The sequence below is a fragment of the Solicola agrisoli genome, from assembly GCF_049059935.1.
Lineage (GTDB): Bacteria > Actinomycetota > Actinomycetes > Propionibacteriales > Nocardioidaceae > JAURVT01.
Genome location: NZ_JBMGQR010000013.1, coordinates 1 through 22,109 on the forward strand (window position 1 = coordinate 1; position 22,109 = coordinate 22,109).

At 73.9% G+C, this 22,109-nt stretch carries 26 protein-coding genes; 13 read left to right on the plus strand and 13 right to left on the minus strand.

Features of this window, described 5'->3' with window-relative positions; genetic code table 11:
- The coding region (locus ACI6PP_RS06935; protein ID WP_421110246.1) for a VOC family protein at nt 1-251 on the plus strand (251 nt) is incomplete at its 5' end.
- Here ACI6PP_RS06935 and ACI6PP_RS06940 read toward each other — a convergent pair.
- The 3 genes from ACI6PP_RS06940 to ACI6PP_RS06950 are packed head-to-tail and all read right to left on the minus strand — an operon-like array spanning nt 230 to nt 2,799.
- On the minus strand, nt 230-685 hold the full coding sequence (locus ACI6PP_RS06940) for a hypothetical protein (RefSeq protein ID WP_421110248.1): 456 nt from the start codon (nt 683-685) through the stop codon (nt 230-232). The genes ACI6PP_RS06935 and ACI6PP_RS06940 overlap by 22 nt on opposite strands.
- Entirely contained in the window at nt 682-1,578 is an 897-nt protein-coding gene (locus ACI6PP_RS06945; protein WP_421110249.1) for an NAD-dependent epimerase/dehydratase family protein, read from the minus strand. Before ACI6PP_RS06945 ends, ACI6PP_RS06940 begins: the two co-directional genes overlap by 4 nt.
- A gap of 3 nt (nt 1,579-1,581) precedes the next feature.
- A complete protein-coding gene (locus ACI6PP_RS06950; protein ID WP_421110250.1) occupies nt 1,582-2,799 on the minus strand; it encodes an MFS transporter in 1,218 nt (405 codons plus the stop codon).
- Between the two features lie 38 nt (nt 2,800-2,837).
- On the opposite strand from ACI6PP_RS06950, the gene ACI6PP_RS06955 reads away from it, so the two are divergent.
- From ACI6PP_RS06955 to ACI6PP_RS06970, 4 genes are all read left to right on the plus strand, one after another.
- Nucleotides 2,838-3,452, plus strand: coding sequence for a TetR/AcrR family transcriptional regulator (locus ACI6PP_RS06955; protein ID WP_421110252.1), 615 nt, complete (start codon nt 2,838-2,840; stop codon nt 3,450-3,452).
- A gap of 4 nt (nt 3,453-3,456) precedes the next feature.
- On the plus strand, nt 3,457-4,173 hold the full coding sequence (locus tag ACI6PP_RS06960; protein ID WP_421110253.1) for an SGNH/GDSL hydrolase family protein: 717 nt from the start codon (nt 3,457-3,459) through the stop codon (nt 4,171-4,173).
- Between the two features lie 89 nt (nt 4,174-4,262).
- A complete protein-coding gene (locus ACI6PP_RS06965; RefSeq protein ID WP_421110255.1) occupies nt 4,263-5,171 on the plus strand; it encodes an NADP-dependent oxidoreductase in 909 nt (302 codons plus the stop codon).
- 88 nt (nt 5,172-5,259) lie between these two features.
- The gene (locus tag ACI6PP_RS06970) at nt 5,260-6,834 is read left to right on the plus strand and encodes a diguanylate cyclase domain-containing protein (protein ID WP_421110257.1); all 1,575 of its coding nucleotides are present in this window, start codon (nt 5,260-5,262) and stop codon (nt 6,832-6,834) included.
- Between the two features lie 18 nt (nt 6,835-6,852).
- Here the strand turns inward: ACI6PP_RS06970 and ACI6PP_RS06975 are convergent, their stop codons facing one another.
- The 4 genes from ACI6PP_RS06975 to ACI6PP_RS06990 are packed head-to-tail and all read right to left on the minus strand — an operon-like array spanning nt 6,853 to nt 8,954.
- A complete protein-coding gene (locus tag ACI6PP_RS06975; protein ID WP_421110259.1) occupies nt 6,853-7,704 on the minus strand; it encodes a sulfurtransferase in 852 nt (283 codons plus the stop codon).
- Nucleotides 7,697-8,041, minus strand: a complete 345-nt coding sequence (locus ACI6PP_RS06980) for a DUF2200 domain-containing protein (RefSeq protein WP_421110260.1) — start codon at nt 8,039-8,041, stop codon at nt 7,697-7,699. Before ACI6PP_RS06980 ends, ACI6PP_RS06975 begins: the two co-directional genes overlap by 8 nt.
- Before the next feature lie 23 nt (nt 8,042-8,064).
- A complete protein-coding gene (locus ACI6PP_RS06985) occupies nt 8,065-8,568 on the minus strand; it encodes a hypothetical protein (protein WP_421110262.1) in 504 nt (167 codons plus the stop codon).
- Nucleotides 8,569-8,612: 44 nt separating this feature from the next.
- Nucleotides 8,613-8,954 (minus strand): DUF1801 domain-containing protein, encoded by a 342-nt coding sequence (locus tag ACI6PP_RS06990; RefSeq protein ID WP_421110263.1) that lies wholly within the window; start codon nt 8,952-8,954, stop codon nt 8,613-8,615.
- Nucleotides 8,955-9,012: 58 nt separating this feature from the next.
- On the opposite strand from ACI6PP_RS06990, the gene ACI6PP_RS06995 reads away from it, so the two are divergent.
- On the plus strand, nt 9,013-9,369 hold the full coding sequence (locus ACI6PP_RS06995; protein WP_421110265.1) for a DUF952 domain-containing protein: 357 nt from the start codon (nt 9,013-9,015) through the stop codon (nt 9,367-9,369).
- Nucleotides 9,370-9,395: 26 nt separating this feature from the next.
- Here ACI6PP_RS06995 and ACI6PP_RS07000 read toward each other — a convergent pair whose 3' ends face one another.
- Nucleotides 9,396-9,848 (minus strand): MarR family winged helix-turn-helix transcriptional regulator, encoded by a 453-nt coding sequence (locus tag ACI6PP_RS07000; RefSeq protein WP_421110267.1) that lies wholly within the window; start codon nt 9,846-9,848, stop codon nt 9,396-9,398.
- Nucleotides 9,849-9,962: 114 nt separating this feature from the next.
- Between ACI6PP_RS07000 and ACI6PP_RS07005 the strand changes: the two genes are divergently transcribed.
- Together ACI6PP_RS07005 and ACI6PP_RS07010 are read left to right on the plus strand one after the other, a co-directional pair.
- Nucleotides 9,963-11,426 (plus strand): MFS transporter, encoded by a 1,464-nt coding sequence (locus ACI6PP_RS07005; protein ID WP_421110269.1) that lies wholly within the window; start codon nt 9,963-9,965, stop codon nt 11,424-11,426.
- Between the two features lie 52 nt (nt 11,427-11,478).
- Nucleotides 11,479-12,159, plus strand: a complete 681-nt coding sequence (locus tag ACI6PP_RS07010) for a DUF899 family protein (protein WP_421110271.1) — start codon at nt 11,479-11,481, stop codon at nt 12,157-12,159.
- A gap of 16 nt (nt 12,160-12,175) precedes the next feature.
- Here the strand turns inward: ACI6PP_RS07010 and ACI6PP_RS07015 are convergent, their stop codons facing one another.
- The 4 genes from ACI6PP_RS07015 to ACI6PP_RS07030 form a co-directional block, all read right to left on the minus strand.
- A complete protein-coding gene (locus ACI6PP_RS07015; protein ID WP_421110273.1) occupies nt 12,176-12,373 on the minus strand; it encodes a BldC family transcriptional regulator in 198 nt (65 codons plus the stop codon).
- A gap of 99 nt (nt 12,374-12,472) precedes the next feature.
- Nucleotides 12,473-13,660: a hypothetical protein gene (locus ACI6PP_RS07020; RefSeq protein ID WP_421110275.1), complete on the minus strand. Its 1,188-nt coding sequence runs from the start codon at nt 13,658-13,660 to the stop codon at nt 12,473-12,475.
- Nucleotides 13,657-14,274 carry a class F sortase gene (locus ACI6PP_RS07025; protein ID WP_421110277.1) on the minus strand — a complete coding sequence of 206 codons (618 nt, stop codon included), beginning with the start codon at nt 14,272-14,274 and terminating at the stop codon, nt 13,657-13,659. Before ACI6PP_RS07025 ends, ACI6PP_RS07020 begins: the two co-directional genes overlap by 4 nt.
- 26 nt (nt 14,275-14,300) lie before the next feature.
- The gene (locus tag ACI6PP_RS07030) at nt 14,301-15,131 is read right to left on the minus strand and encodes a DUF4397 domain-containing protein (RefSeq protein ID WP_421110279.1); all 831 of its coding nucleotides are present in this window, start codon (nt 15,129-15,131) and stop codon (nt 14,301-14,303) included.
- Nucleotides 15,132-15,345: 214 nt separating this feature from the next.
- Here ACI6PP_RS07030 and ACI6PP_RS07035 point away from each other — a divergent pair, with 214 nt between their 5' ends.
- The 5 genes from ACI6PP_RS07035 (at nt 15,346) to ACI6PP_RS07055 (ending at nt 20,885) form a co-directional block, all read left to right on the plus strand.
- A complete protein-coding gene (locus tag ACI6PP_RS07035; protein WP_421110281.1) occupies nt 15,346-16,563 on the plus strand; it encodes an MFS transporter in 1,218 nt (405 codons plus the stop codon).
- 96 nt (nt 16,564-16,659) lie between these two features.
- The gene (locus ACI6PP_RS07040) at nt 16,660-18,087 is read left to right on the plus strand and encodes an APC family permease (protein WP_421110283.1); all 1,428 of its coding nucleotides are present in this window, start codon (nt 16,660-16,662) and stop codon (nt 18,085-18,087) included.
- A 59-nt stretch (nt 18,088-18,146) separates the two neighbouring features.
- Nucleotides 18,147-18,914 (plus strand): serine hydrolase, encoded by a 768-nt coding sequence (locus ACI6PP_RS07045; protein WP_421110284.1) that lies wholly within the window; start codon nt 18,147-18,149, stop codon nt 18,912-18,914.
- Between the two features lie 22 nt (nt 18,915-18,936).
- On the plus strand, nt 18,937-20,010 hold the full coding sequence (locus ACI6PP_RS07050; protein WP_421110286.1) for a mandelate racemase/muconate lactonizing enzyme family protein: 1,074 nt from the start codon (nt 18,937-18,939) through the stop codon (nt 20,008-20,010).
- Entirely contained in the window at nt 20,007-20,885 is an 879-nt protein-coding gene (locus ACI6PP_RS07055; protein WP_421110287.1) for a C40 family peptidase, read from the plus strand. Before ACI6PP_RS07050 ends, ACI6PP_RS07055 begins: the two co-directional genes overlap by 4 nt.
- Nucleotides 20,886-20,939: 54 nt before the next feature.
- On the opposite strand, the gene ACI6PP_RS07060 is transcribed toward ACI6PP_RS07055, so the two are convergent.
- A complete protein-coding gene (locus ACI6PP_RS07060; protein ID WP_421110289.1) occupies nt 20,940-22,037 on the minus strand; it encodes a TerC family protein in 1,098 nt (365 codons plus the stop codon).
- Nucleotides 22,038-22,109 lie beyond the last annotated feature (72 nt).

The window sequence follows — 22,109 nt, forward strand, 5'->3', positions numbered from 1 at the left end:
ACTGGGCCGAGGTCACCGCCGACGGCCTGACCATCGGCCTGAACGCGCGCGAGACCGCCACCTCAGGTGCCGAGGGCGGCGCCGTCATCACCTTCGAGCCCGACGACAGCCTGGAGTCCGAGGCCGAGCGGCTGGCCGGCGCCGGGGTCACCCTCACCGGCGAGGTCAGCGACCACCCGTGGGGCCGCATCCTGCCGTTCAGGGACAGCGAGGGCAACGACCTGCAGCTCTACGCCCCGCCCGCGTCCTGACGCGTTGACCGGTCGCGCCCGACGAGCGCGACCACGTCGTCGTGGGCCCGGCCCACCGCCCGCTCGTACGCGACGCGGTCGAACGAGAACGGGCCCACGGCGGCGTGCGTGAGGGGCGGTTCGGTCTGCTGCTGCAGGTCGCGCCACTCGACGTGGTCGTCCGACACGACCACCTCGGCGGCGAGCAGGTCGTCGTCCTCGACGCCACACCCGCACACCTGCAGGACCGCGAGGCCGCTGCGTCCCCAGACCGACCCGCGGCCGAGCAGCCGGTCGCTCATCCGGTCGGCGCCGGCCTCGTCCACGACCCAGATCCCCGCCAGGTCGAGGTCCATCGCGTCGCCGAGCGACACCCCGTCGACCAGCGGGTCGACCTCGACGTGGTCGTCGACGCGGCGGACGTCGAACCCGACCACCGCCCGTGCGGGCGTCACGCGCGAGGGTCGGCCAGGACGTCGCGCCAGGAGTGCTGCGGGTCGTAGCCGAGGAGGTCGCGGGCCTTGTCGATCGCGTAGAAGGTCTCGTCGCGACCCATCTCGCGGCGCACCTCCACGCCGTCGTAGAAGCGATCGCGGACCTCCTCGGTCGTCGCGGCGACGGACATGTCGGGGTTGGCGACGTTGAAGACCTCGTAGCCCAGGCCGTCCACCTCCAGGCAGCGCTGGACGAGGTGCCCGAGGTCGCGGGTGTCGATGTAGGCGAAGATGTTGCGCCGCCGCAGCGACGGGTCGTCGAGGAACGCCGGGAACAGGTCGGCGTACTCGTCGGGCTCGATGACGTTGTTGATCCGCAGGCCGTAGACGTCGCCGCCGGTGCGGGCCTGGAACGAGCGCGCCGTCACCTCGCCCGCGACCTTCGACATCGCGTACGCGTCCTCGGGGACCGTCGGGTGCTCCTCGTCCACCGGCACGTAGAGCGGACGCCGCTCGCCCTGCGCGAAGCACACGCCGTAGGTCGTCTCCGACGAGGCGAAGACGATCTTCGGCACGCCGAGCCGGGTCGCGGCCTCGAGCACGTTGTAGGTGCTGAGGACGTTGGTGGCGTAGGTCGCGTTGTCGGTGGCGAGCAGGATCCGCGGGACGGCCGCGAAGTGGACCACCGCGTCGTAGGCGGGCTTCTCGGCCAGCTCGAGCTCGTCCATCGTCGCGAGCCCGGCCATCGCCGAGTAGGTCTCACCGGTGTCGGTCAGGTCGACCTTCAGGTCGGCGACGCCCGGGTGCCCGAGCGGGACGAGGTCGGCGTTGGTGACCTGGTGCCCCTGCTCGGCGAGGTACGTGGCGACGTGCTTGCCGGCCTTGCCACTGCCGCCGGTGAAGAAGATGCGCATGCCTCACCCAACCAGTCGGCCGGTCCGATCCATCCACCGGCGGGGTCGGAGCCGCGCTGACGTGAGCGCGCCACCGACCGCGCACAGCACGGCCGCTGCGAGCGACACGGCGGCCGCACCGGCACCGTCACGCGCCGCGCCGAACCCCAGCGAGCCGGCCGCCTGCCCCACCGCCAGGGCGATGAACAGCACCGACGTGCCTGCACCGGCCGCGGTGGGCCAGACCGACCGGGCCCACAGGATCAGGACCCCGGACAGGCACATGTAGCCGGCGCCGAACAGCGCCATCGCCGCGAAGGCGCCCACCGCGGAGCCGAGGCCGAGTGCCGCCGCGAGCGTCAGGTTCGCGAGCACGAGGACGCCGGCGAACGCCGTCCACCCACGACGGGGTCCCAGACGCTCGACGACGACGCCCGTGGCCGGCCCGACCAGGCCCCCGAGGCCGAGAGCGATCCACAGCCACCCGACGCGTCCGTCCTCGACCGGGCCCGAGCCGGTGGCCAGCAGCGGGCCGAACGTCCAGATCAGCGCGGACCCGGCGCCGACCACGAGCGCAGCGACGGTCGGCAGCACCAGCAGGCGCCACAACTCGGAGGAGGGCGACGCGGGCGGGACGGTGGCTGTGGGTCCGGAGAGGTCGGTCCGCCCGCGGACGAGCAGCAGCACGGCCGCAGCCGACGCGGCGCACACCGCGGCCATGAGCACCCAGGCGGGCGCGGTCGAGGAGGTGGCGAACGCCAGGAGCCCGGCGCCGATCACCCCGACGGCGGTCCCGGTGTTCACCAACGACTGCGCCGTCGCCGCGGCGTGCCCCGGCACCACGGCGTCGACCACCCGCACGAGGGCAGGTGACGCGAGCCCCGCGCCCGTCCCGCCGACGAACACCGCGGCGACGAACGTCACCGGCGACGACGCGACCGCGACCCCGACGCAGCCGGCCGTCGCCGTCACACCCGCCAGCACCAGCCCGACGCGCGGGCGACGGTCGGTGACCCGCACGGCGGCGGCTGCCGCGAGCGAGTACGCGACGAACTGGGCGGCGGCGGCCAGACCCACCACCTGCGCCAGCTCCGGCCGCTCGACGGCGAGCCGGGGCGCGAAGAGGCCGACGCCGAACCGGGCCATCCCGTATGTCGACGCGATCAGGGCCGTGCCGGCGAGGGCGACCCCGAGGCCGGCGGTGCGACGGACGACGGGAGGCGGCACCGCGAGCGAAGGCATAACGACCGTTCTACCATAACGAGCGTTATGCTGCTCCCGTGACCACGACCACCGACCGCATCCTCGACTCCGCGGAGTCGTTGTTCTTCACCGACGGCATCGCCGTCACCGGCATCGACCGGGTCGCCGAGTCCGCGGGCGTCGCGATCGCCACGCTCTACAAGCACGTGGGCAGCAAGGACGGGCTGCTGGAGGCGGTGCTCGCGCGGCGGCTGCGGTCGTGGACCGAGCACTGGGACGCCGCGATCGAGGCGGCGGGGTCGTCGACCGACCGCCTGCTGGCCGTCTTCGACGCCGTCGCCGCCTTCCGCGCCTCGGCGGGCGCGACCCAGTGGTGCTGCTTCCTGGCCACCGCCTCCGAACGTCCGCGGCCCGCCGGCGACGCGTCCGACCCCGTCCACGACCTGGTCGACCAGGACTCGCAGCTGGTGGGCGAGCGGCTGCACCGGTTGGCCGCGGAGGCCGACCTGGACGATCCCGCCGCCGTGGCGTCGCGGCTGCTCCTGGTCTACAACGGCGTGCTCGGCAGCCTGCTGCGCGGCACGCCCGACGACCCGGTCGGGCTGGCGCGCGACCTCGCGTCGGCCGTGGTCGAGTCCGCCCGTCGGGGCCGGGACGACACCGGCGCGGACCGTCCCGGGCTGCGACCCTGAGGACGTGACCGACAGCAGGCTGAGCTACGACAACCGCACCGGTCGCCGCCCGGGTCGCACCGTCCGCGCGATGAGCGTCGTGCTGCCCGGCGTGGCCGACGTCTGGAGCCGGGTCGAGCCGTACGCCGACGCCTGGCACGCCCACAACGTCGCGACGCTCGACCGGCCGGGACGGCGCTGGATCGTCCTCGGCGACTCGATGGCGCAGGGGGTGGGCGCGTCGCGGCACGACGCGGGCTGGGTGGGGCAGCTCGCCGGCAGGTTGGCGCAGGACGGCCACGACCTGCAGGTCGTCAACCTCTCGGCCACCGGTGCCCGCGCCGACGACGTCCTCGACCAGCAGCTGGCCGCGCTCGACGGCCTCGGGTCGCGCGAGGACGACGTGGTCACCGTGATGGTGGGCTCGAACGACCTGTTCGGGGGCCGCAGCGCCCGTGAGCGCCTGCCCGCCGCGTTCGCCGACCTCGTCGCCCGGGTACCCGTTGGGACGCTCGTCTGCACCCTGCCGCAGCCGACCGCCGCCGCGGGACGGGCGAACGTGCACGTCGAGCGGGCGGCGGCTGCGGGGCGGATCGTCATGGTCGACCTGCGCGAGACCGGGCCGTCCTCCTGGCGGGGACGGCTCGCCGGCGACTTCTTCCACCCCAACGACGCCGGGTACGCGGCCATCGCCGACGCCGTCGAGCCCGCGCTGCGCGAGGCCGTCGCCGACCGCACGTAGCGCGGCCGTCGGCGTCGACGGGGAATGCCCCGTCCCTGCGCTGTGCTGCACCAGGGCCCCACCACGACGACAGAGAGAAGGCCCATCCGATGAAGGCAGTGCGCTACCACGAGTACGGCGACGCCGAGGTCCTGCGGGTCGAGGACGCCCCGGAGCCGCACGCGCCGGCGGGCGCCGTCCGCATCCGCACGCAGGCGGTCAGCGTCAACCCCATCGACTGGAAGCTGCGCGCCGGCCACGGTCGCGAGTCGATGCCGCTCACGTTCCCCGTGGTCCCGGGACGCGACGCGGTGGGCGTCGTCGACGAGGTCGGGGACGGCGTGGAGGGAGTCGCCGTCGGTGACCTCGTCTTCGGGCTGGGCGGGATCCAGGACGTGTACGCCGAGCACGCCGTGCTGACGGCGTGGGCCACTCCCCCGGACGCGTGGGACGCACCGCAGGCGGCTGCGGCCGGGCTGGCGGTGGCCACGGCGCTGCGCGCGCTCGCGGCGGTCGGGCCGGTTGACGGTCGAACGGTGCTCGTCGAGGGCGCGTCCGGCGCGGTGGGCAGCGCGGTCGCCGCGTTCACCGTCGACCGCGGCGCCCGGGTGATCGGCACCGCCCGCCCCGCGGACCACCCGTTCCTCGCCGACCTGGGCGTGGTGCCCACCGAGTACGGGGACGGCCTGGCCGGACGCGTCGCCGACCTCGCCCCCGAGGGCGTCGACCTCGCGATCGACACCGCCGGGGCCGGTTCGCTCGACGACCTGGTCCAGATCGCCGGTGGACCCGACCACGTCGTCACGGTCACCGACTTCGCCGGCGCCGCGCGGCTGGGCGTCGTCCTCGCGTCGGCCGAGAACGACTCGACGCTCCTGGAGGCGGCGGCCGAGCTGGGGGCACGCGGGGGCTACACGCCCCGGGTCGCCCGGGTGCTGCCGCTCGCGCGGGCCGCCGAGGCACACCGGCTCGCCGAGGCCGGAGGCACGGGCGGCAAGATCGTGCTCACCGTCGACTGACCTTCCGCGGTGCGCCCGCCGTCGAATATCAAGAAACGGTCACGGCAGCCCCCATCTCTCGTCATTATGAGGTATGACTCGGAGGAGGATGAACACACTGGCGCCGCTCGCTGCGTGCGTGCTGGCGTCGGTGGCGTTCGCCGTGCTGCTGGGCGAGGCGGCCGCAGCCGGGTCGGTCCACGCCGACGACGTCTCCAACTGGGGCCAGATCCTGGCCGCCTTCGCCGGCAGCGCCGGGTGCCTCGTCGCCGCGCGGCGCTCCATCGGTGAGCGGCGACGCGGGTGGGCGTTCCTCGCCGCGGGCACCGCGACGTGGGGCGTCGGCCAGGTGGTCTGGACCGTCTACGAGTCGGTGCTCCGCCAGCCGGTGCCCTTCCCGTCCGCCGCCGACGTCGGCTACCTGCTCTTCCCGGTCGTCGCCGGCTGGGGGCTCGTCACGTGGATGGGGCTCCGCGGGCACGGCGCCGCCCGCGGGCGCGACGTGTTCGACGGGCTGATCATCGCCGGGTCGCTGCTCATGCTGTCGTGGCTCACGGTGCTCGGCCCCATCGCCCGCGCGGCCGGTGCGGACGGCTGGTTCTCCCTGACGCTGTCGCTCGCCTACCCGGTGGGCGACCTCGTGCTCGGCACGCTGGTGCTGCTGGCCTTCCTGCACGTCGAGCACGAGCAGCGGCGCTCGCTCTGGCTGATGGTGGTCGGTCTGTCGTGCATCGCGGTCGCCGACAGCTCGTTCATGCTGCTCGAGGCCACCTCGTCGTTCAGCTCCAGCGACCTGCCGAGCAACGTCGGCTGGTTCGTCGGGTTCCTCGTCGTCGGTCTCGCCGGACTGGCCGCGCCGCACGCCGGCCGCGAGCAGCACGACACGTGGTCGGACCGGCACCAGAAGATCGCCGGCACCATCGACGCGACGCTCCGCCTCTCGGTCCCCTACCTCGCGCTCGTGGTCGCCCTCGGTGCGCTCGGCGTGCGCCTGCTGGGCGACCCTGGCACGCCCACGACCGCGATCCTGCTCGCGGGCGTCCTGGTCTCGATGGTGCTGCTGCGTCAGCTGCTGGCGATGCTCGACAACCAGAGGCTGATCATCGATCTCGCCGAGGCCCAGCGACACCTCGAGCACGAGGCCACCCACGACCCGCTGACGGGCCTGCCGAACCGGATCCTGTTCTCGGCTCGGCTCGACCGTGCCCTCGCGGCGCCGGACACCGTCGTCAACCTGATGTTCTGCGACCTCGACGGCTTCAAGCGCGTCAACGACGACCACGGCCACGACGTCGGCGACGAGCTGCTCAAGGTCGTGGCCGACCGACTCCTCGACTGCGTGCGCGACACCGACACCGTCGCCCGGCTCGGCGGCGACGAGTTCGCCGTGCTGCTGCACGACTGCTCCGACCCCGACCTGGTGGCCGCGATGATCCTCGAGGCGATCGCCCAGGACGTCGACGCCGGACCGGTGCGCGCCTCGGTGTCGGTGAGCATCGGACGGGTCCGGCACGTGACCGGGCCGCGCGACGACCGCGACCGCGCCCACCGGCGCGAGCTCGCGGGCAGCCTGCTCAAGCGGGCCGACGGCGCGATGTACGCGGCCAAGACCGCCGGCCGGAACCAGTCGCAGGTGGCGCAGGACGTCGTCGTGCCGCTGGTGCGGGAGCTCGACGCCGTCTGACCGGCGGCACGGGAGCCGTCAGGCGCCGGTGGCGACCGGACGTCCCTGGGCGCTCCACTGCGACCACGAGCCGGGGTACAGCGCGGCGTCGAACCCCGCGATCTCGAGCGCGGCGACCTGGTGGGCGGCGGTCACCCCGGACCCGCAGTACGCCGCGACCGGGGCGTCGGGGCTGACGCCGAGCGCCTCGAAGCGGGCGCGCAGCTCGTCGGCGGGCAGGAAGGTGCCGTCGGCGGCGAGGTTGTCGGCGGTGGGGGCGTTGACGGCACCGGGCACGTGACCGGCGACGGGGTCGACCGGCTCGACCTCGCCACGGAACCGCTCGCCCGCCCGGGCGTCGAGCAGCGTGCCGGCGCCCGGGAGCGCGGCCGCACCGTCGGCGTCCACGGTGGGCAGCGCCCCGCCGACGAGCTCGACGTCGCCGGGCACGGGCACCTCGTCGTCGGTGGCGAGCGGACGGCCCGAGGCCCGCCAGGCCGGGAGCGCGCCGTCCAGCAGATAAACGTCCGACAGGCCGGCCCAGCGCAGCAGCCACCACGCCCGGGCGGCGGCGAGGTTGCCCCCGCCGTCGTAGGCCACCACCGTGCTGCCGGAGCGCACGCCCCAGCGTCGTGCCGACCGCTCGAGGTCCCGGGCCTCGGGCAGCGGGTGGCGCCCGTCGGTCGGCGCGCCGTGCGACGCCAGCTCGGTGTCGAGGTCGACGTAGACCGCGCCGGGCACGTGGCCCGTCAGGTAGGTCTGGTGCCCCGGCGGGCCGCCCAGCGTCCAGCGGACGTCGAGCACGACGACGTCGCGGTCGGGGTGGTCGAGCAGGTCGGCCAGCTCGTCGGCCGTGACCAGCACGCGCGCGGCACGCCGGTGGTCAGCCACGGAGCACCTTGTCCATCGCCTTGCCGCGGGCGAGCTCGTCGACCAGCTTGTCGAGGTAGCGGATCTTCTGCATGAGCGGGTCGTCGACGTCCTCGACGCGCACCCCGCACACCACGCCGGTGATCATCGAGGTGGCGGGGTTGAGCCGGGCGGCGGCGAAGAACTCCTCGAAGGTCGTGCCGGCCTCCAGGTGGCCGTCGAGCTCCGACTCGTCGAACCCGGTCAGCCACTCGATCACCTGGTCGAGCTCGGCCTTGGAGCGACCCTTCTTCTCGACCTTGGCGACGTAGTGGGGGTAGACCGACGCGACGCTGGTGGTGAAGATGCGGTGGGTCATGGCCAGAGGCTAGTGGCCCCGGCTCATCGGTTCCACAGTCCGAACGGCCGCAGCAGCTGGACGGCACGCGCCTCGAGCAGGCGGGCGTCGGCGGCGTCGGGCTGGGCCGACCACCGCACCTCCGGGGCCAGGCGCGCCACGGCGTCGCGGGCCCAGTGCCTGGAACGCTCGGGCCCGCGGGTGCGCAGCCGCTCGAGCCGGGCCTCCACCCAGGCCTCGTCGGCCAGCGCGAGGTCGAGGGCGGCCTCGCCGAAGCCCGACACCGCGGTGTTGCCCGTCCGGTGGACCGACAGCCGCCCGTAGAGGCCCTGGGGACGCCCACTCCCGGCACGCTCGCCGGCCATGCCGACGTACCGGACGACACCGGAGTCGGGCTCGCGGAACAGGTAGACACCGGGGCTGCGTGGCGCCTCGGGCAGCGCCTGGAGGAACGAGGCCCACGACGACCACTCGGCCAACGCGTCGACGTCGTCGTACGCGGCCCGTCGGGCCTCGGCGGCGAGGGGGGTCTCGAGGAGGTCGGTCACCCGACCACGGTCGCCGACCGGTCGGACAGTTTCGTGGTCCGGCGTCAGGACCGGTTGAGCGCGACCGCCTCGCGGACCAGCGCGAGGAAGGCGTCCTGGTCCAGCTCGTCGCCCTGACGCAGGTCGAGGGCGCGTCGCGTGCCGGCGTCGAGGCTGGCGTTGAACACCCCGGTGGGGTCGTCGAGCGAGGCGCCGCGGGCGAAGGTGACCTTGACCTTGTCCTTGTAGGTCTCGAGCGTGCAGACCAGGCCGTCGCAGGAGAACGTCGGCACCCCGTCGGGGTTGGACGGCTTGCGCCACTTGACCTCCTCGACCATGTCGGGGTCGGCCTGCAGGACGAGGGAGCGCAGCGTGGCGAGCGTCCCCGGGCGCCAGTCGTCGGTCACGGGCAGCACCCTAGCCCCGTCCGCGGACGCCGACGGAGCAGTGCGCGATCGTGGTGCCATGATCTTCCACCTCGTCCCCGAGCCCGAGTGGTCGGCACGTCCGGCGTCCGGCTACGCGCCCGCGTCGCTCGCCACCGAGGGGTTCGTGCACTGCTCCCCCGACGACGCCACCACGCTGGCCGTCGCCGCCGCGTTCTACCGTGGCGCGCCCCGCCCGCTGCTGGTGCTGGGCATCGACCCCGACCGGCTCACCTCGCGGTGCGTCGCCGAGCCCGCCGCCCCCGCGCCGCCGCCGGGCGTCGACGCGTCCACCCTGTTCCCCCACGTCTACGGGCCCGTCGACGACGACGCCGTCGTCGACGTCCGCGAGGTGCGGTGGCCCGACGACGGCACGCCGGAGATCGTCGAACGGTAGGCACGACCGCCGCCCGAGGCGCCGTCTCAGTCGTGGCGGGCGTGCGCGGCGTCGAGGGCGTCGTTGAACGCCCGCATCGCGTCGATCAGGGTGGCGGACGCGTCGGGGCCGATCCGCCCGAGCGCGTCGCGCAGCGCGTCGGCCCGCAGGGAGGCGTCGTGGCGGTAGGCCCGGGTGCCGGCCTCGGTGGCGCGCACCGGACGGCTGACCTGCCCCGGCTCCTCGAAGCGCTCGACGTGTCCGTCGGCCAGGCAGGCGCTGACCTGGCGGTTGATCGTCGACCGGTCGAGCTCGAGGTCGTCGGACAGCTCGCGCAGCGTCCGCGGCCCGGCGTTCACCAGGCGCCACAGGATCTTGAACGCCGACCCGTCGAGCTCCGAGCCCGGGTACGAGGTGGGTCGGCGCCGGCTGATCCGCATGATCTGGTCGCCCAGCGCGCGCAGCACCTCGTCGTCGACCCCCGGCCGGACCTCTGACACCTGGCGCCTCCTCGCGTGCGGACCCGCCCATGATCGCAGCACCCCCACCGACGTGACGCAGGTCGCAGCCGGTTGCGTCGCACAACCAGGGGCGGACGTGCCAGCATGTGCATCATGCACATCGACAGCACCGACACTCCCCCGGACACCACCGAGCGCAGCGACGCCCCGCTGCTCGCGGTCGTGGTGCTCTGCCTCGGCGGCCTCGCGGCGGCCATGACGCAGACCATGGTGATCCCGATCCAGAGCGAGCTGCCGCGCCTGCTGTCGACGTCGGCGAGCAACGCCGGCTGGGTGGTGACGGTGACGCTGCTCGCCGCCGCGGTGACGATGCCCGTCGCCGGCCGCCTCGGCGACCTGTTCGGCAAGCAGCGCGTCCTGGTCACGAGCGCCTCGATCCTCGCGGTGGGCTCGGCCGTGGCGGCCATGTCGGACTCGCTCGCTCCGATGCTGACCGGCCGGGTGCTGCAGGGCATGGGCATGGGCTTCATCCCCGTCGGCATCTCGATCATCCGCGACATCTGCCCGCCGAGGCTGGCCGGCACGTCGGTGGCCGCGATGAGCGCCACGCTCGGCGTCGGCGGTGCGATCGGCCTGCCGCTGTCGGCCTGGGTCGTCCAGGCGGGCGACTGGCACGCGCTGTTCTGGATCGCCACGGGCCTGGCCGTCGTCATCACCGTCGCGACCTGGTTCGCAGTCCCCCACACCCGTCCGGCCACCTCGGGCCGCCTCGACCTGCTGGGTGCCGGGCTCCTGGCCGTCGCCCTCGTGTCGTTCCTCGTCGGCGTGTCCAAGGCCAACGAGTGGGGCTGGAGCGACCCCAGGACGCTCGGCGCCATCGCGCTCGGCCTGGTCGTCGGCCTGGTGTGGGGCGCGTACGAGCTTCGCCACCCCGAGCCGCTGGTCGACCTGCGCACCTCGGCCAGGCCCACGGTGCTCCTGACGAACTTCGCCGCCGTCGCGATCGGGTTCGGCATGATGGCGCAGTCGATCGTCGTGCCGCAGCTGCTGCAGCTGCCCGAGGCCACCGGGTACGGCCTCGGCCAGTCGATCCTCGCCGCGGGCCTGTGGATGGCCCCCGCGGGTCTGATGATGATGGTCTTCGCGCCCGTCTCGAGCCAGCTGATCCGACGCGCGGGCGCCAAGACCACGCTGGTCCTGGGCGCGGCCGTGCTCGGCGCGGGCTACCTCGTCGCGCTCGCCCTGATGGGCGCGCCGTGGCAGCTGCTCGTCGCCTCGTGCGTGACGTCGGCCGGCGTCGGCATCGGCTACGCGGCGATGCCCACCCTGATCCTGGACGCCGTGCCGTCCGGCGAGGCGGGCGCCGCCGTCGGCCTCAACGCCCTGATGCGCTCGCTCGGCACGACGCTCGCCGCGGCCGTCATGGCCACCCTGCTGAGCAGCAACACCCAGAGCCTCGGCCCGGTCCAGGTGCCCACCGAGGGCGCGTTCCAGCTGTGCTTCGTCATCGGTGCCGCCGCCGCGTTCGTCGGCGTCCTGATCGCGCTCGCGGCACCGCGCACGCCGGCCGCGGCGACTCCTGCGTCGCAGGACGCGCTGGTCGCGACGCGCGACTGAGTCGTCCGCGGCACCCCGATGAGTCCGGCCTCTGCGCCCGGTCTGTACCGGTATGAGCGATGACAAGCACACCCAGCCCGAGGCGACCCCGCCGGTCGTCGACCGTGCCGCCTTCGACGCGGCGCTCGCCGAGCAGGTCGCGAGCGAGAAGGAGCTGACGCGGCACGGCGACCGCGTCTCCGCGGCCAGGCGCCGCCTGCCGATGGTGGAGGTCGACGACTACGTGTTCGCCGGTCCGGACGGACCCGTGCGGCTCACCGAGCTGTTCGGCGACCACTACCTGCTGCTCGTCCAGAACGTCATGTTCGATCCCGGCTGGGACGCGGGGTGCCCCAGCTGCACCTGGGCCGTCGACAACCTGCCGGCGAACATGGGCCGCGTGGCCGACGAGGGCATCGCGTTCGCGATGGTCTCGCAGGCCCCGATCGACAAGCTCGAGTCGTGGCGCGCCCAGCGCGGCTGGGACCACCTGTGGGTCTCGTCGCACGACACGACGTACCACCACGACTGGGGCTGGACGCAGGCCGACGACCAGGGGCGCGAGGGCCAGCTGCCGGGGTACTCCTACTACCTGCGCGTGGACGGCAGGCCGTACCTCACCTACATGACGACGGCCCGCGGCACCGAGGCGATCCTGCCGACGGCGCACGTCATGGACCGCACGGTCTACGGGCGCCAGCAGGACTGGGAGGACAGCCCGCAGGGCTGGCCGCAGTACCCCACCTACGGCTGAGCGACGCCGGGCGTCGTCAGCCTCGCGCGGGCAGCGGGGTGCCGACGAGGTGCAGCACCTCGTCGGTGGGGAAGCGACGGTGGCCGCCGAGGGTCTTGACGAACGGCAGCTTGCCGGCGTCGGCCCAGCGGGTCACGGTCTTGGGGTCGACGGCGAACATCGCGGCGACCTCGGCGGGCGTCAGGAGCTGAGGAGTGGGTGTGCGAACGGTCATGGTCAAAGATTCAACGACCAGACCACGCCCTGTCAGCGGAACCGGACATTCTTGAACTCAAGAATTCCTGTGAACGCCGCTCGCCCGTCCGCACCGGGGTCAGCGGCTCATGTCGACGGTCGCGAGGACGGAGGTGGAGTCGACCGACGGCTTCTCCAGCGACCAGCCGCGACCGTCCTCGCTCCCGCAGGGACGGACGGTGCGCAGGACGCGACCGCAGGCGACGCCGCGGACCTTGGCCCCGGCGATGCGGACCACGGTCGGGCCGGCGTCGGAGCCCTCGGACGAGATGCTGACGGTGGGCAGGTCGACCAGGGCGCGCTGCGGGTCCCGGTCGCTGACCTCCACCGCGTCGCGCACCGTGTAGCGCATCCGCACGCGGTCGGTGGCCGACCGGAACGTCACCACCTGCGGTGCCGCGACGCCCGTGAGCTGCACCGTGGCCACGCCCCGGCCCTCGACGCTCGCCGTCGACAGCCGACGGTCGTCGCGCTGCGTGGTGGGCGCGGCCACCTCGACCGAGCGCACCGGTGAGGCGAACGCGAGCCACTGGGTCACCTGCACCGAGCCGTCCGGCTGGGGCTCGACCCGCACCAGCCGTCCCGGGTCGGGCGCGGCCGCCGGGGCGGCCGGCAGGGTGTCGGACGCCGCCGAGGCCGTCGGCTGGTCGGCCACCGGACCGGGACGCGAGGCCAGGAAGCCTCCGGCCACCACGAGGACGAGCACCGCGACGACCCCGACGGCCACGACCACCCGTCGGCGTCCGCCGGGACGCTCCGGCGGCGGCGTCCTCAGCGGACGCCGCGACGGCGGCAGGGCGACGGGCCGGGCCCGTGGGGGCACCGGAGGGCGGACGGGTCCGGCCCCGCCGCCGCCGCGACCCGCGGGCACCGGCACGCGCTGCTCGCGCGGCACCCGCACGCGAGCGGCGGGCTCCTCGGCGCGGACGGTCGACGGGCGCGCCCGCTCGACCGGGACGACCGGCGGGGCGTCCGGCACGACCACCCGCACCGGTCCCGTGTGCACCGAGCGGCGCACCCGCACCGGAGGCGACCCCGGCAGCGGTGGGGCGGGCTCGTCGACGACCGGCGCGGCCGCCTCCTCCTCGACCGGCTCCGGCCGCGGAGCGGGGCCGTCGCCGTCCTGCCGGCGCAGGGCCGACACCGCGTCGACTCGCGGCGGCGGGACGACCGCGATGCCGTCGAGGCGGGCACGGGTGGAGGCGGTCAGCTCGGACAGCGCCGAGTCGAGGTCGAGACGCAGCTTCTCGAAGGGGTCGTCGGTCATCGTTCACGCTCCGTGGTCGGACCCACCGGCACGGCGGTGAGGACGAGCAGGTTCTGGTAGCCGCCGCGGGCGCGCTCGTACGGGCCCGCGCAGGTGACGAGGACGAGCCGCGGGTCGCCGTCGCCGGCGAACACGGACCCGTCGGTGCGCAGACGCTCCTTGGGGATCGTCCGCAGGGACGAGACGCGGTACGTCGTGGTGAGGCCCGCCGAGGTGACGGTGACGCGCTCGCCGCGCCGGGCCGAGAGCAGCGACGCGAACGGCCCGAGCCCGCGCTCGACCGAGTCGACGTGCGCGGCGACGACGGTCGCCCCGAACGGGTCGCCCGGGCGCGCCCCGCCGTCCCACCAGCCGGCGACGTCGGGGTCGTCGGGCACCGCGAGACGCCCGGTGTCGTCGGTGGGAGCGGGCGCGACGGGCACGCGCCGGCCGTCGGGCAGCCGCACCGCCGTGGGCACCTCGGGCAGCACGTTGCCGGCCGCCCGCGGGGCGACGGGCGCCTGGGGCGCCGGGCCCTCGGAGGTCGGAGGGGCCGACGTCTCGTCCGGCACCTGGACGCCTCCGGACGGCCCGCCGCACGCCGCGAGCAGGACCGCGAGCACACCCGCGGTCACGGCGCCGAGCGGACGGGCCGGACGCCTCACGACGTGCCTGCGGTCCCCGGGCCGAAGGTGCGGACGTGCACGTCCGAGACGAGCCCGGCGCTGCCCGTGTCGACCCTCGTGGGCGCGACGGTGCCGTCGCGACGCAGCCTGACCGTGCGGGCGACGACGTCCATCGAGCCGGCGTCGGGGCTGCCGACCGCGTAGATCATCGTGGCGGTGTCGGAGCCGAGGTCCAGCGGCAGCGGACCGAGGAGGTTGGTGCCCGCGCCGGACAGGACGAGCGACGCCTCGTGCTTGCCGGCCGGCACGTCGGCCGTCGCGTACTCGCCGTTGGCGATGTTGGTGAACACGGTCTTGCCGTCGAGCTCGACGTCGGCGGGCGGCACCAGGGCGGTGTGCGCGAGCAGCACGCGCGAGCGTCCGGGCGCGATCGGCTCGTCGGGGGTCGTGTAGACCGTGACGACGGGCCTCTCGTCGACGGACGCCGGACGGTGGAACACCACGTCGCTGTTGCCGCCGGCGGCGACCTGCACGTCGGCGCGCACGGGCGCACCGTCGCCGCGGAACGCCACGGTGTGCTTGCCCGGCTTGAGCCGGATCGGTCCCACGACCTTGCGGCCGGCCACCCCGTCGCGCAGCGTCTTGCCGTCGACGACGACGTCGACGGTGGCACCCGGCACGGCCTGGACGAGCGCGACCTGGCCGGTGGCGGCCCTGGCCGTCGCCGTGGCGGGCGCGACCAGGACGGTGGCGGCCCTGGCCGTCGCCGTGGCGGGCGCGACCAGGACGGCGACCCCGATCGCGACGACGGCGGCGACGAGCGCGGCGGTCGCCCTGCGCGGGCGACGGCGTGGTGCGGTGCTCACTGGTGCCTCCTGCTGGTGCTCTCCCGGGACGGGCGGACGCACGTCGGAGGTCGAGTGAGTCACGAGACCCCCCGAGCCAGTCAATACCGAAGAATGGGCACGAACACCCATCTGCGGGTGGTTTCTCCCCCAGGTGGGTCCGTTACCTGCGCGTAGTACACGTGTTCGGCCCCGGGGATTGCGCGGCGAGCGACCCGTGGCAATGTCGGCGGCGATGTCCTCCGCCGCCGACGAACCACTGACACCCGGCTCGCCCGAGCTGCGGCGCCTCAACGGCGCGATGCTGGCGGCCGGGCTCGCGGGCTTCGGCATGCTCTACGCGACCCAGCCGCTGATGCCCCAGATCGCCGACGAGTTCGGCGTCTCGGCCGCCGCGTCGAGCCTGACCGTCTCGGCCGCCACCGGCGCGCTCGCGGTCTGCGTCCTGCCCATGACGCTGTTCGCCGAGGCGGTGGGCCGGGTGCGCGTGATGCGGTGGGGGCTCGTGGCCGCGGTGGTGCTGCTCCTGCTGAGCGCCGCGGCACCGTCCCTGGCCGTGCTGGTGGGCCTGCGGGCGCTGCTCGGCGTCGCGGTCGCCGCCGTCGTCGCGGTGGCGATGGGCCACGTCGGCGCGGTGGTCGACCGGCGGGCGGTGGGCGCGACCATGGGCCTCTACGTCGCGGGCAACACGCTGGGCGGCGTCGGCGGACGGGTGGTGACGGCCGTCGCCGGCGACCTCGCCGGCTGGCGGGTGGCCGACGCGACGCTCGCCGCGTTCGTCGCGGTCGCGGTGGCGGCCTTCTGGTGGCTGCTGCCCGCGCCCCGGGTCGTCCGGGGCGAGGTCGGGGCGCGGCCGTCGTCCGCCTCGATCCTGCTGCCGCACCTGCGCAACGCCGCCCTGCTGCGGCTGCTGGTGGTGCCGTTCGCGCTCATGGGCGCCTTCGTGGCCGTCTACAACTACCTGTCGTTCCGGCTCGTCGCTCCCCCGTTCTCGCTGCCCGTCGCGGTGGTCGGCGCGGTGTTCCTGGCCTACTTGAGCGGCACCGCGACGTCGGTCCTGGCCGGACGGCTGGCGGCCCGCTCGGACCGCCGCCGATCGCTGGTGGGCTGGATCCTGGTGATGGGCGCGGGCGTCGCGATGACGGTGCCCGACCAGATCGTCGTGGTGGTGGCCGGCCTGGTCGTGCTCACCGGAGGATTCTTTGGCGCGCACGCGGTGGCGAGCGGCTGGGTGCCGGCGATCGCCCGGCGCAGCGACGCAGACGTCGCGACGGCGCCCGCGAGCGGGTTGTACCTGCTCGCCTACTACGCCGGCTCGAGCACCTTCGGCGCGCTCGTGGGCGTGGCGTGGGCGCGCGACGGGTGGGACGGGACGGTGCTCGCCGTCGGCGTCCTCGTGGCGGTGGGGCTCGTCGCGGCCCTCAGCGTGCGCGACACCCGTTCACGCGCCTGACGCACGCCGCGCCGGGTCGTGTACTTGCTCGTTCTGGCGGCAGGCAGCAGGGTGTACCCACCGCGGGGCGTGCGTCCCCCAGGTGAGCGAGGGGACATGAGCGAGACGACCCAGGAGACCGGGCAGCCGGAGCTCAAGCGGGTGATGGGCCCCGGCCTGCTCCTGCTGTTCATCGTCGGCGACATCCTCGGCACGGGCGTCTACGCGCTCACCGGCCAGGTCGCCGCGGAGGTGGGAGGCGCCGCCTGGGCGCCGTTCCTCATCGCGTTCGCGGTCGCGCTGGTCACCGCCTTCTCCTACCTCGAGCTCGTCACCAAGTACCCGCAGGCCGCGGGTGCGGCGCTGTACGTGCACAAGGCGTTCGGCATCCACTTCGTGACGTTCATCGTCTGCTTCACCGTGATGTGCTCGGGCATCACCTCGGCCTCGACCGCCGCGCGCGCCGTCGCGGCGAACTTCGACGCCGGCTTCGGCCTGGGCTGGACCGAGTCGGGCAACAACACCGCCATCCTGCTCGTCGCCCTGGCCTTCATGCTGCTCGTCATGGCCGTCAACTTCCGCGGCGTCAGCGAGAGCGTCAAGGCCAACGTGGTGCTCACCTCGATCGAGCTGTCGGGCCTGCTGCTCGTCATCCTGATCGGCTTCTGGGCCATCGCCGGCGGCGGCGACTCGATCGACTTCTCCCGCGTGCTCATCTTCGAGAGCCCCGGCGACAAGAGCACCTTCATGGCGCTCAGCACCGCCACGTCGCTGGCGTTCTTCGCGATGGTCGGCTTCGAGGACTCGGTCAACATGGCCGAGGAGACCAAGGACCCCAGCCGGATCTTCCCCAAGATGATGCTGACGGGCCTCGGCATCACCGCGGTCATCTACGTGCTCGTGTCGGTGTGCGCCGTGGCCGTCGTGCCGATCGGCGACCTGGCCGGCAACGAGACGCCGCTCGTCACGGTCGTGCAGACCGCGGCGCCGGACTTCCCGATCTCCGACCTGATCCCGTTCATCTCGATCTTCGCGGTCGCCAACTCCGCGCTGATCAACATGATGATGGCCAGCCGACTGCTCTACGGCATGAGCAAGCAGGCCGTCCTGCCGCCGTTCCTGTCCAAGGTGCACCCGTGCAACCGCACGCCGTACAACGCGATCATCTTCACCACGGTCATCTCGCTCGGCCTGATCACCTACGTCTCGCTCGACCCCGAGAGCCCCGTCGTCGCCATCCTCGGCGGCACCACCTCGCTGCTGCTGCTCGCGGTGTTCGCGGTCGTCAACGTCACGGTGCTCGTGCTGCGACGCGAGCCCGTCGAGCACAAGCACTTCCGAGCGGGCACCGCCCTGCCGGTCATCGGCGCGATCGCCTGTGTCTACCTGGTGCTGCCGTGGTCGTCGGGCCGCGACCCCGAGCAGTACCGCATCGCCGGCATCCTGCTCGTGCTCGGCATCGTCCTGTGGGCGATCACCTGGTTCGCCAACCGTGCGCTGCGGGCCAGGAAGACCGTCATCCGCGACCCCACCGACCTCGACTGAGCACCGTCACCGACCTCGCCGCCCGCGTCGACGCCCTCGCGTCCGACGCGGGCGCGCGCGTGTCGGTGTGGGCCGGCCCGGTCGACGGCCCGGCCCTCCTCGCACGCGACGCCGACGCCGTCCACCACGCGGCGAGCACCCTGAAGCTGCCCCTGCTCGTCGCCGTCCTGTCCGCCACGCAGACGGGACGAATCGACCTCGACGACGAGATCGAGGTGCATGCGGACTTCGCGTCCGCGGTGCCGGGGGCGACGTTCGCGTCGACGCCGGCGTACGACAACGACGCCGAGCCCTGGGCGCTGCTCGGCGGCCGGGCGTCGGTCGGCTGGCTCGCCCGTCGCTCGGTCGTCCGGTCCAGCAACCTCGCCACCAACCTGCTGCTCGAGCAGGTGGGGCCGAGCGCCGTCGACGAGGTCTGGAGGCGCGCGGGCGCGTCCCGGTCGAGCATCCGCAAGGGCATCGAGGACGGACCGGCGCGCGAGGCGGGCCTGACCAACGACGTGACGGCCCGCGACCTCGCGTCGGTCGTCGGCGCACTGGCCGCCGGTCGGCTGCTCGACCCCGCGCACACGGCCTGGGCCACGGGCGTGCTGGGCGAGGTGGAGCACGTCGACGGGCTCCCCGCCGGGCTCCCCCGCGGCACCCCCGTGTGGCACAAGCCCGGGTGGATCGAGGGCTCGTGCCACGACGTCGGCCTGGTGACGCCGCCGGACGGTCCGCCCCTCGTCGTCGCGGTGCTGACCACCGGGCCGTTCGACGACGAGGCCGGGCACCGGCTCGTCGCCGACGTCTCCCGCGCCTGCTGGGACCACCGGCCGCGGTCGTGACGGCTCGCCGTAGGGTCGACGGGTGATCTCCGCCGTCCGCACGCGGGTGCTCGACGTCCCGCTGCACACCCCGTTCGTCACCGCGCTCCGCCGCACCGAGGCCACGTCCACCGTGCTCGTCGAGATCGAGGACGCCGACGGCGTCGTCGGCCTCGGCGAGGCCCCGGCGGTCTGGCAGGTCACCGGGGAGTCGCTCGCCGGTGCACGGGCGTGCGTCGACGGTCCGCTGGCGTCGGTGCTCGTGGGTCGCGACCCCGACGACCTGCGTCCCCTGCTGCGCGACGTCCGGGGCGCGGTGGCGGCCAACCACGGGGCCAAGGCCGCCGTCGACGTCGCGCTGCACGACCTCGTCGCGCGTCGCCGCGGCGTGCCGCTGGTGGTGCTCCTCGGCGGCACCGAGCGACGCGTGCCCACCGACGTCACGCTGTCGGTGGCCGAGCCCGCCGACCTCGCCCGGACGGCCGGGCAGCGCCTCGCCGACGGCTTCACGGCCGTCAAGGTCAAGGTCGGCACCGACGCCGTCGCCGACGTCGAGCGGGTGAGGCAGGTGCGCGAGGCCGTCGGCCCCGACGTCGCCGTCCGGCTCGACGCCAACCAGGGGTGGACGCCGCGCGCGGCCGTCACCGCGATCGGACGCATGGAGGACCTCGGTCTCGACGTCGAGCTGGTCGAGCAGCCGGTCGCGGCGGCCGACCTCGGCGGGCTCGCCTGGGTCACCGACCACGTCCACACGCCCGTCATGGCCGACGAGTCGGTGTTCGGGCTGCGCGACCTCGTCGGGGTGGTGTCGCGACGCGCGGCGGACCTCGTCAACGTCAAGCTCGCGAAGTGCGGCGGACTGGTGCCCGCGGCCGCGATGCTCGAGCTGTGCGCCGCGCACGAGGTGGGTGCGATGGTCGGCACGATGATGGAGACGCACGTCGGCGTGGGTGCGGCGGCGAGCCTGGCGTCCGCGCACGGCACCCCGCTGCTCGACGACCTGGACGCCGCGTGGTGGGCGGCGGCGTCGCCGTACGTCGGCGGCCCGACCTACGACGGGCCGGCGCTCGTGCTGCCCGACGCCCCCGGTCTCGGCGTCGAGGGGGTGCGCGCATGAGCGGCCACGTCGGCGTCGCGGTGCCCGTCACCACGGTCTGGACCTCGCCCGAGGCGCCGCGCCCGCTCGACTCCGCGGCGGTCGCCGATCCCCCGGACGTCGCCGCCTGGGCCGCGTCGCTCGACGACGGTCTCCGGCTCGGCCTGCACGGCCTCACGTCCACCCAGGGACTGCTCGGCGAGCCGGTCATGGTGCTGGAGGAGCGCGGCGACTGGGCCGAGGTGGTCCTGCCCTGGCAGCCGTCGCGCACCCACCCCCGCGGCTACCGCGGCTGGGTGCCCCGCGCGCACCTGGGCCCGTCGCCCGAGCCGGCCGTCCTCTACGCCACCGTCGTCGTGCCGACCTCGACCACCGACGCGGGCACGCCGCTCTCGCGCGGCACGGTGCTGCCCGTGCTCGACCGCGAGGACGAGCGGGTGCGCGTCGCCGTCACCGGCGGCAGCCCGTGGGTCGCGGCGGCCGACGTGCACGTCGCACCGTTCGGCCGGGTCGACCGCAGCGTCGACGCCCTGCTCGCCGGCGCCCGTCAGCACCTCGGGCTGTCCTACCTGTGGGGCGGCACCAGCGGATGGGGCCTGGACTGCTCGGGCCTGGTGCACCTGTCGCACCGCGTCGCCGGCGTCACCGTGCCGCGGGACGCGTCGGACCAGCAGCCCGTCGCGACACCCGTCGAGATCGACGCCGCCGGGCCGGGCGACCTGTTCTTCTTCGCCAAGCCCGACGGCCGCGTCACCCACGTCGGGTTCGTGACCAACCAGCCGGGCGAGCCGCTGCGGATGCTGCACGCGCCCGAGGGGGGCGGCCTGGTCGAGGACGCCCCGATGGCCGACGACCGGCGCGCGTCGCTGGTCTCCGCCGGCCGCCTGCTGCGCTGAACGACGACGCCCCGCCACCCTCGGGAGGGTGACGGGGCGTCGGTGCGTGGTGCGTCAGCGGTGCGTGTCGTCCGCGTCCTCGACGCCCGGGGCCGCGGTGCGGCGCGAGGGCACGTCGGGGGTGCCGTCCGCGTCGGTCTCGTTGCTCTGGGTGGCCGAGACCTTGGCCGGGTCGCCGTCGACGTCCTGGCCCTTGGTCTTGCGCAGGCTCAGGATCGCCGTCAGCGCGATCGTGACGATGATGACCGCGAGGCTGAGCAGCGACGGGATCTCCCAGTCGATGATCGGCTGGCCGTTGTTGATGAACGACAGCTCGTTCTCGTGCAGCGCGTGGATGACGAGCTTGACGCCGATGTAGGCCAGGATGAACGACAGGCCGAGCGACAGGTAGACGAGCTTCTGCAGCAGCCCACCCAGCAGGAAGTACAGCTGGCGCAGGCCCATCAGCGCGAAGACGTTGGCCGCGAAGACCAGGTACGGCTCCTGCGTGATGCCGAAGATCGCGGGGATCGAGTCCAGCGCGAACATGATGTCGGTGGCGCCGAGCGCGACCAGGACGAGCAGCATCGGGGTGGCGACGCGCTTGCCGTTCTCCTTGACGAAGAGCTTCAGGCCGTGCCACTCCTCGCCCACGTTGAGGCGCTTGCGGGCGAACTTGAGGATGGCCGACTCCTCGTTGTGGCCGTCGTCGTCCGCGCGGTAGCTCTTGACCAGGCCGTAGGCCGTGTAGATCAGGAAGGCGCCGAAGATGTAGAAGACCCAGGAGAAGTTGCTGACGAGCTGGTAGCCGACGGCGATGAAGATCGTACGGAAGATCAGGGCCAGGATGATCCCGACCATGATCGCTTCCTGCTGGTACTTCTTGGGCACCTGCAGCGCGCTCATGATGATGATGAACACGAACAGGTTGTCGATGCTCAGCGAGTACTCGGTCAGGTAGCCGGTGAAGAACTGCACACCGTACGAACCGCCGTGGTAGACGGTGGTCCAGATGCCGAACGCGACGGCCAGGCCGACGTAGAACGACAGGAAGGTCACGAGCTCCTTGGTCTTGGGCTCGTGGGGGCGACGGGACACGATGATCAGGTCGACGATGATGACGCCGACGGTGACGAACACCGTGATGGCCCACTCGGTGGTGGAGACGGTCACGTGGAGGGTTCCTCTGGTCGGATGATCGGGGCACCGGAGGTCTCTTCCGCCGACGCGCGGTGACCTGCGCTG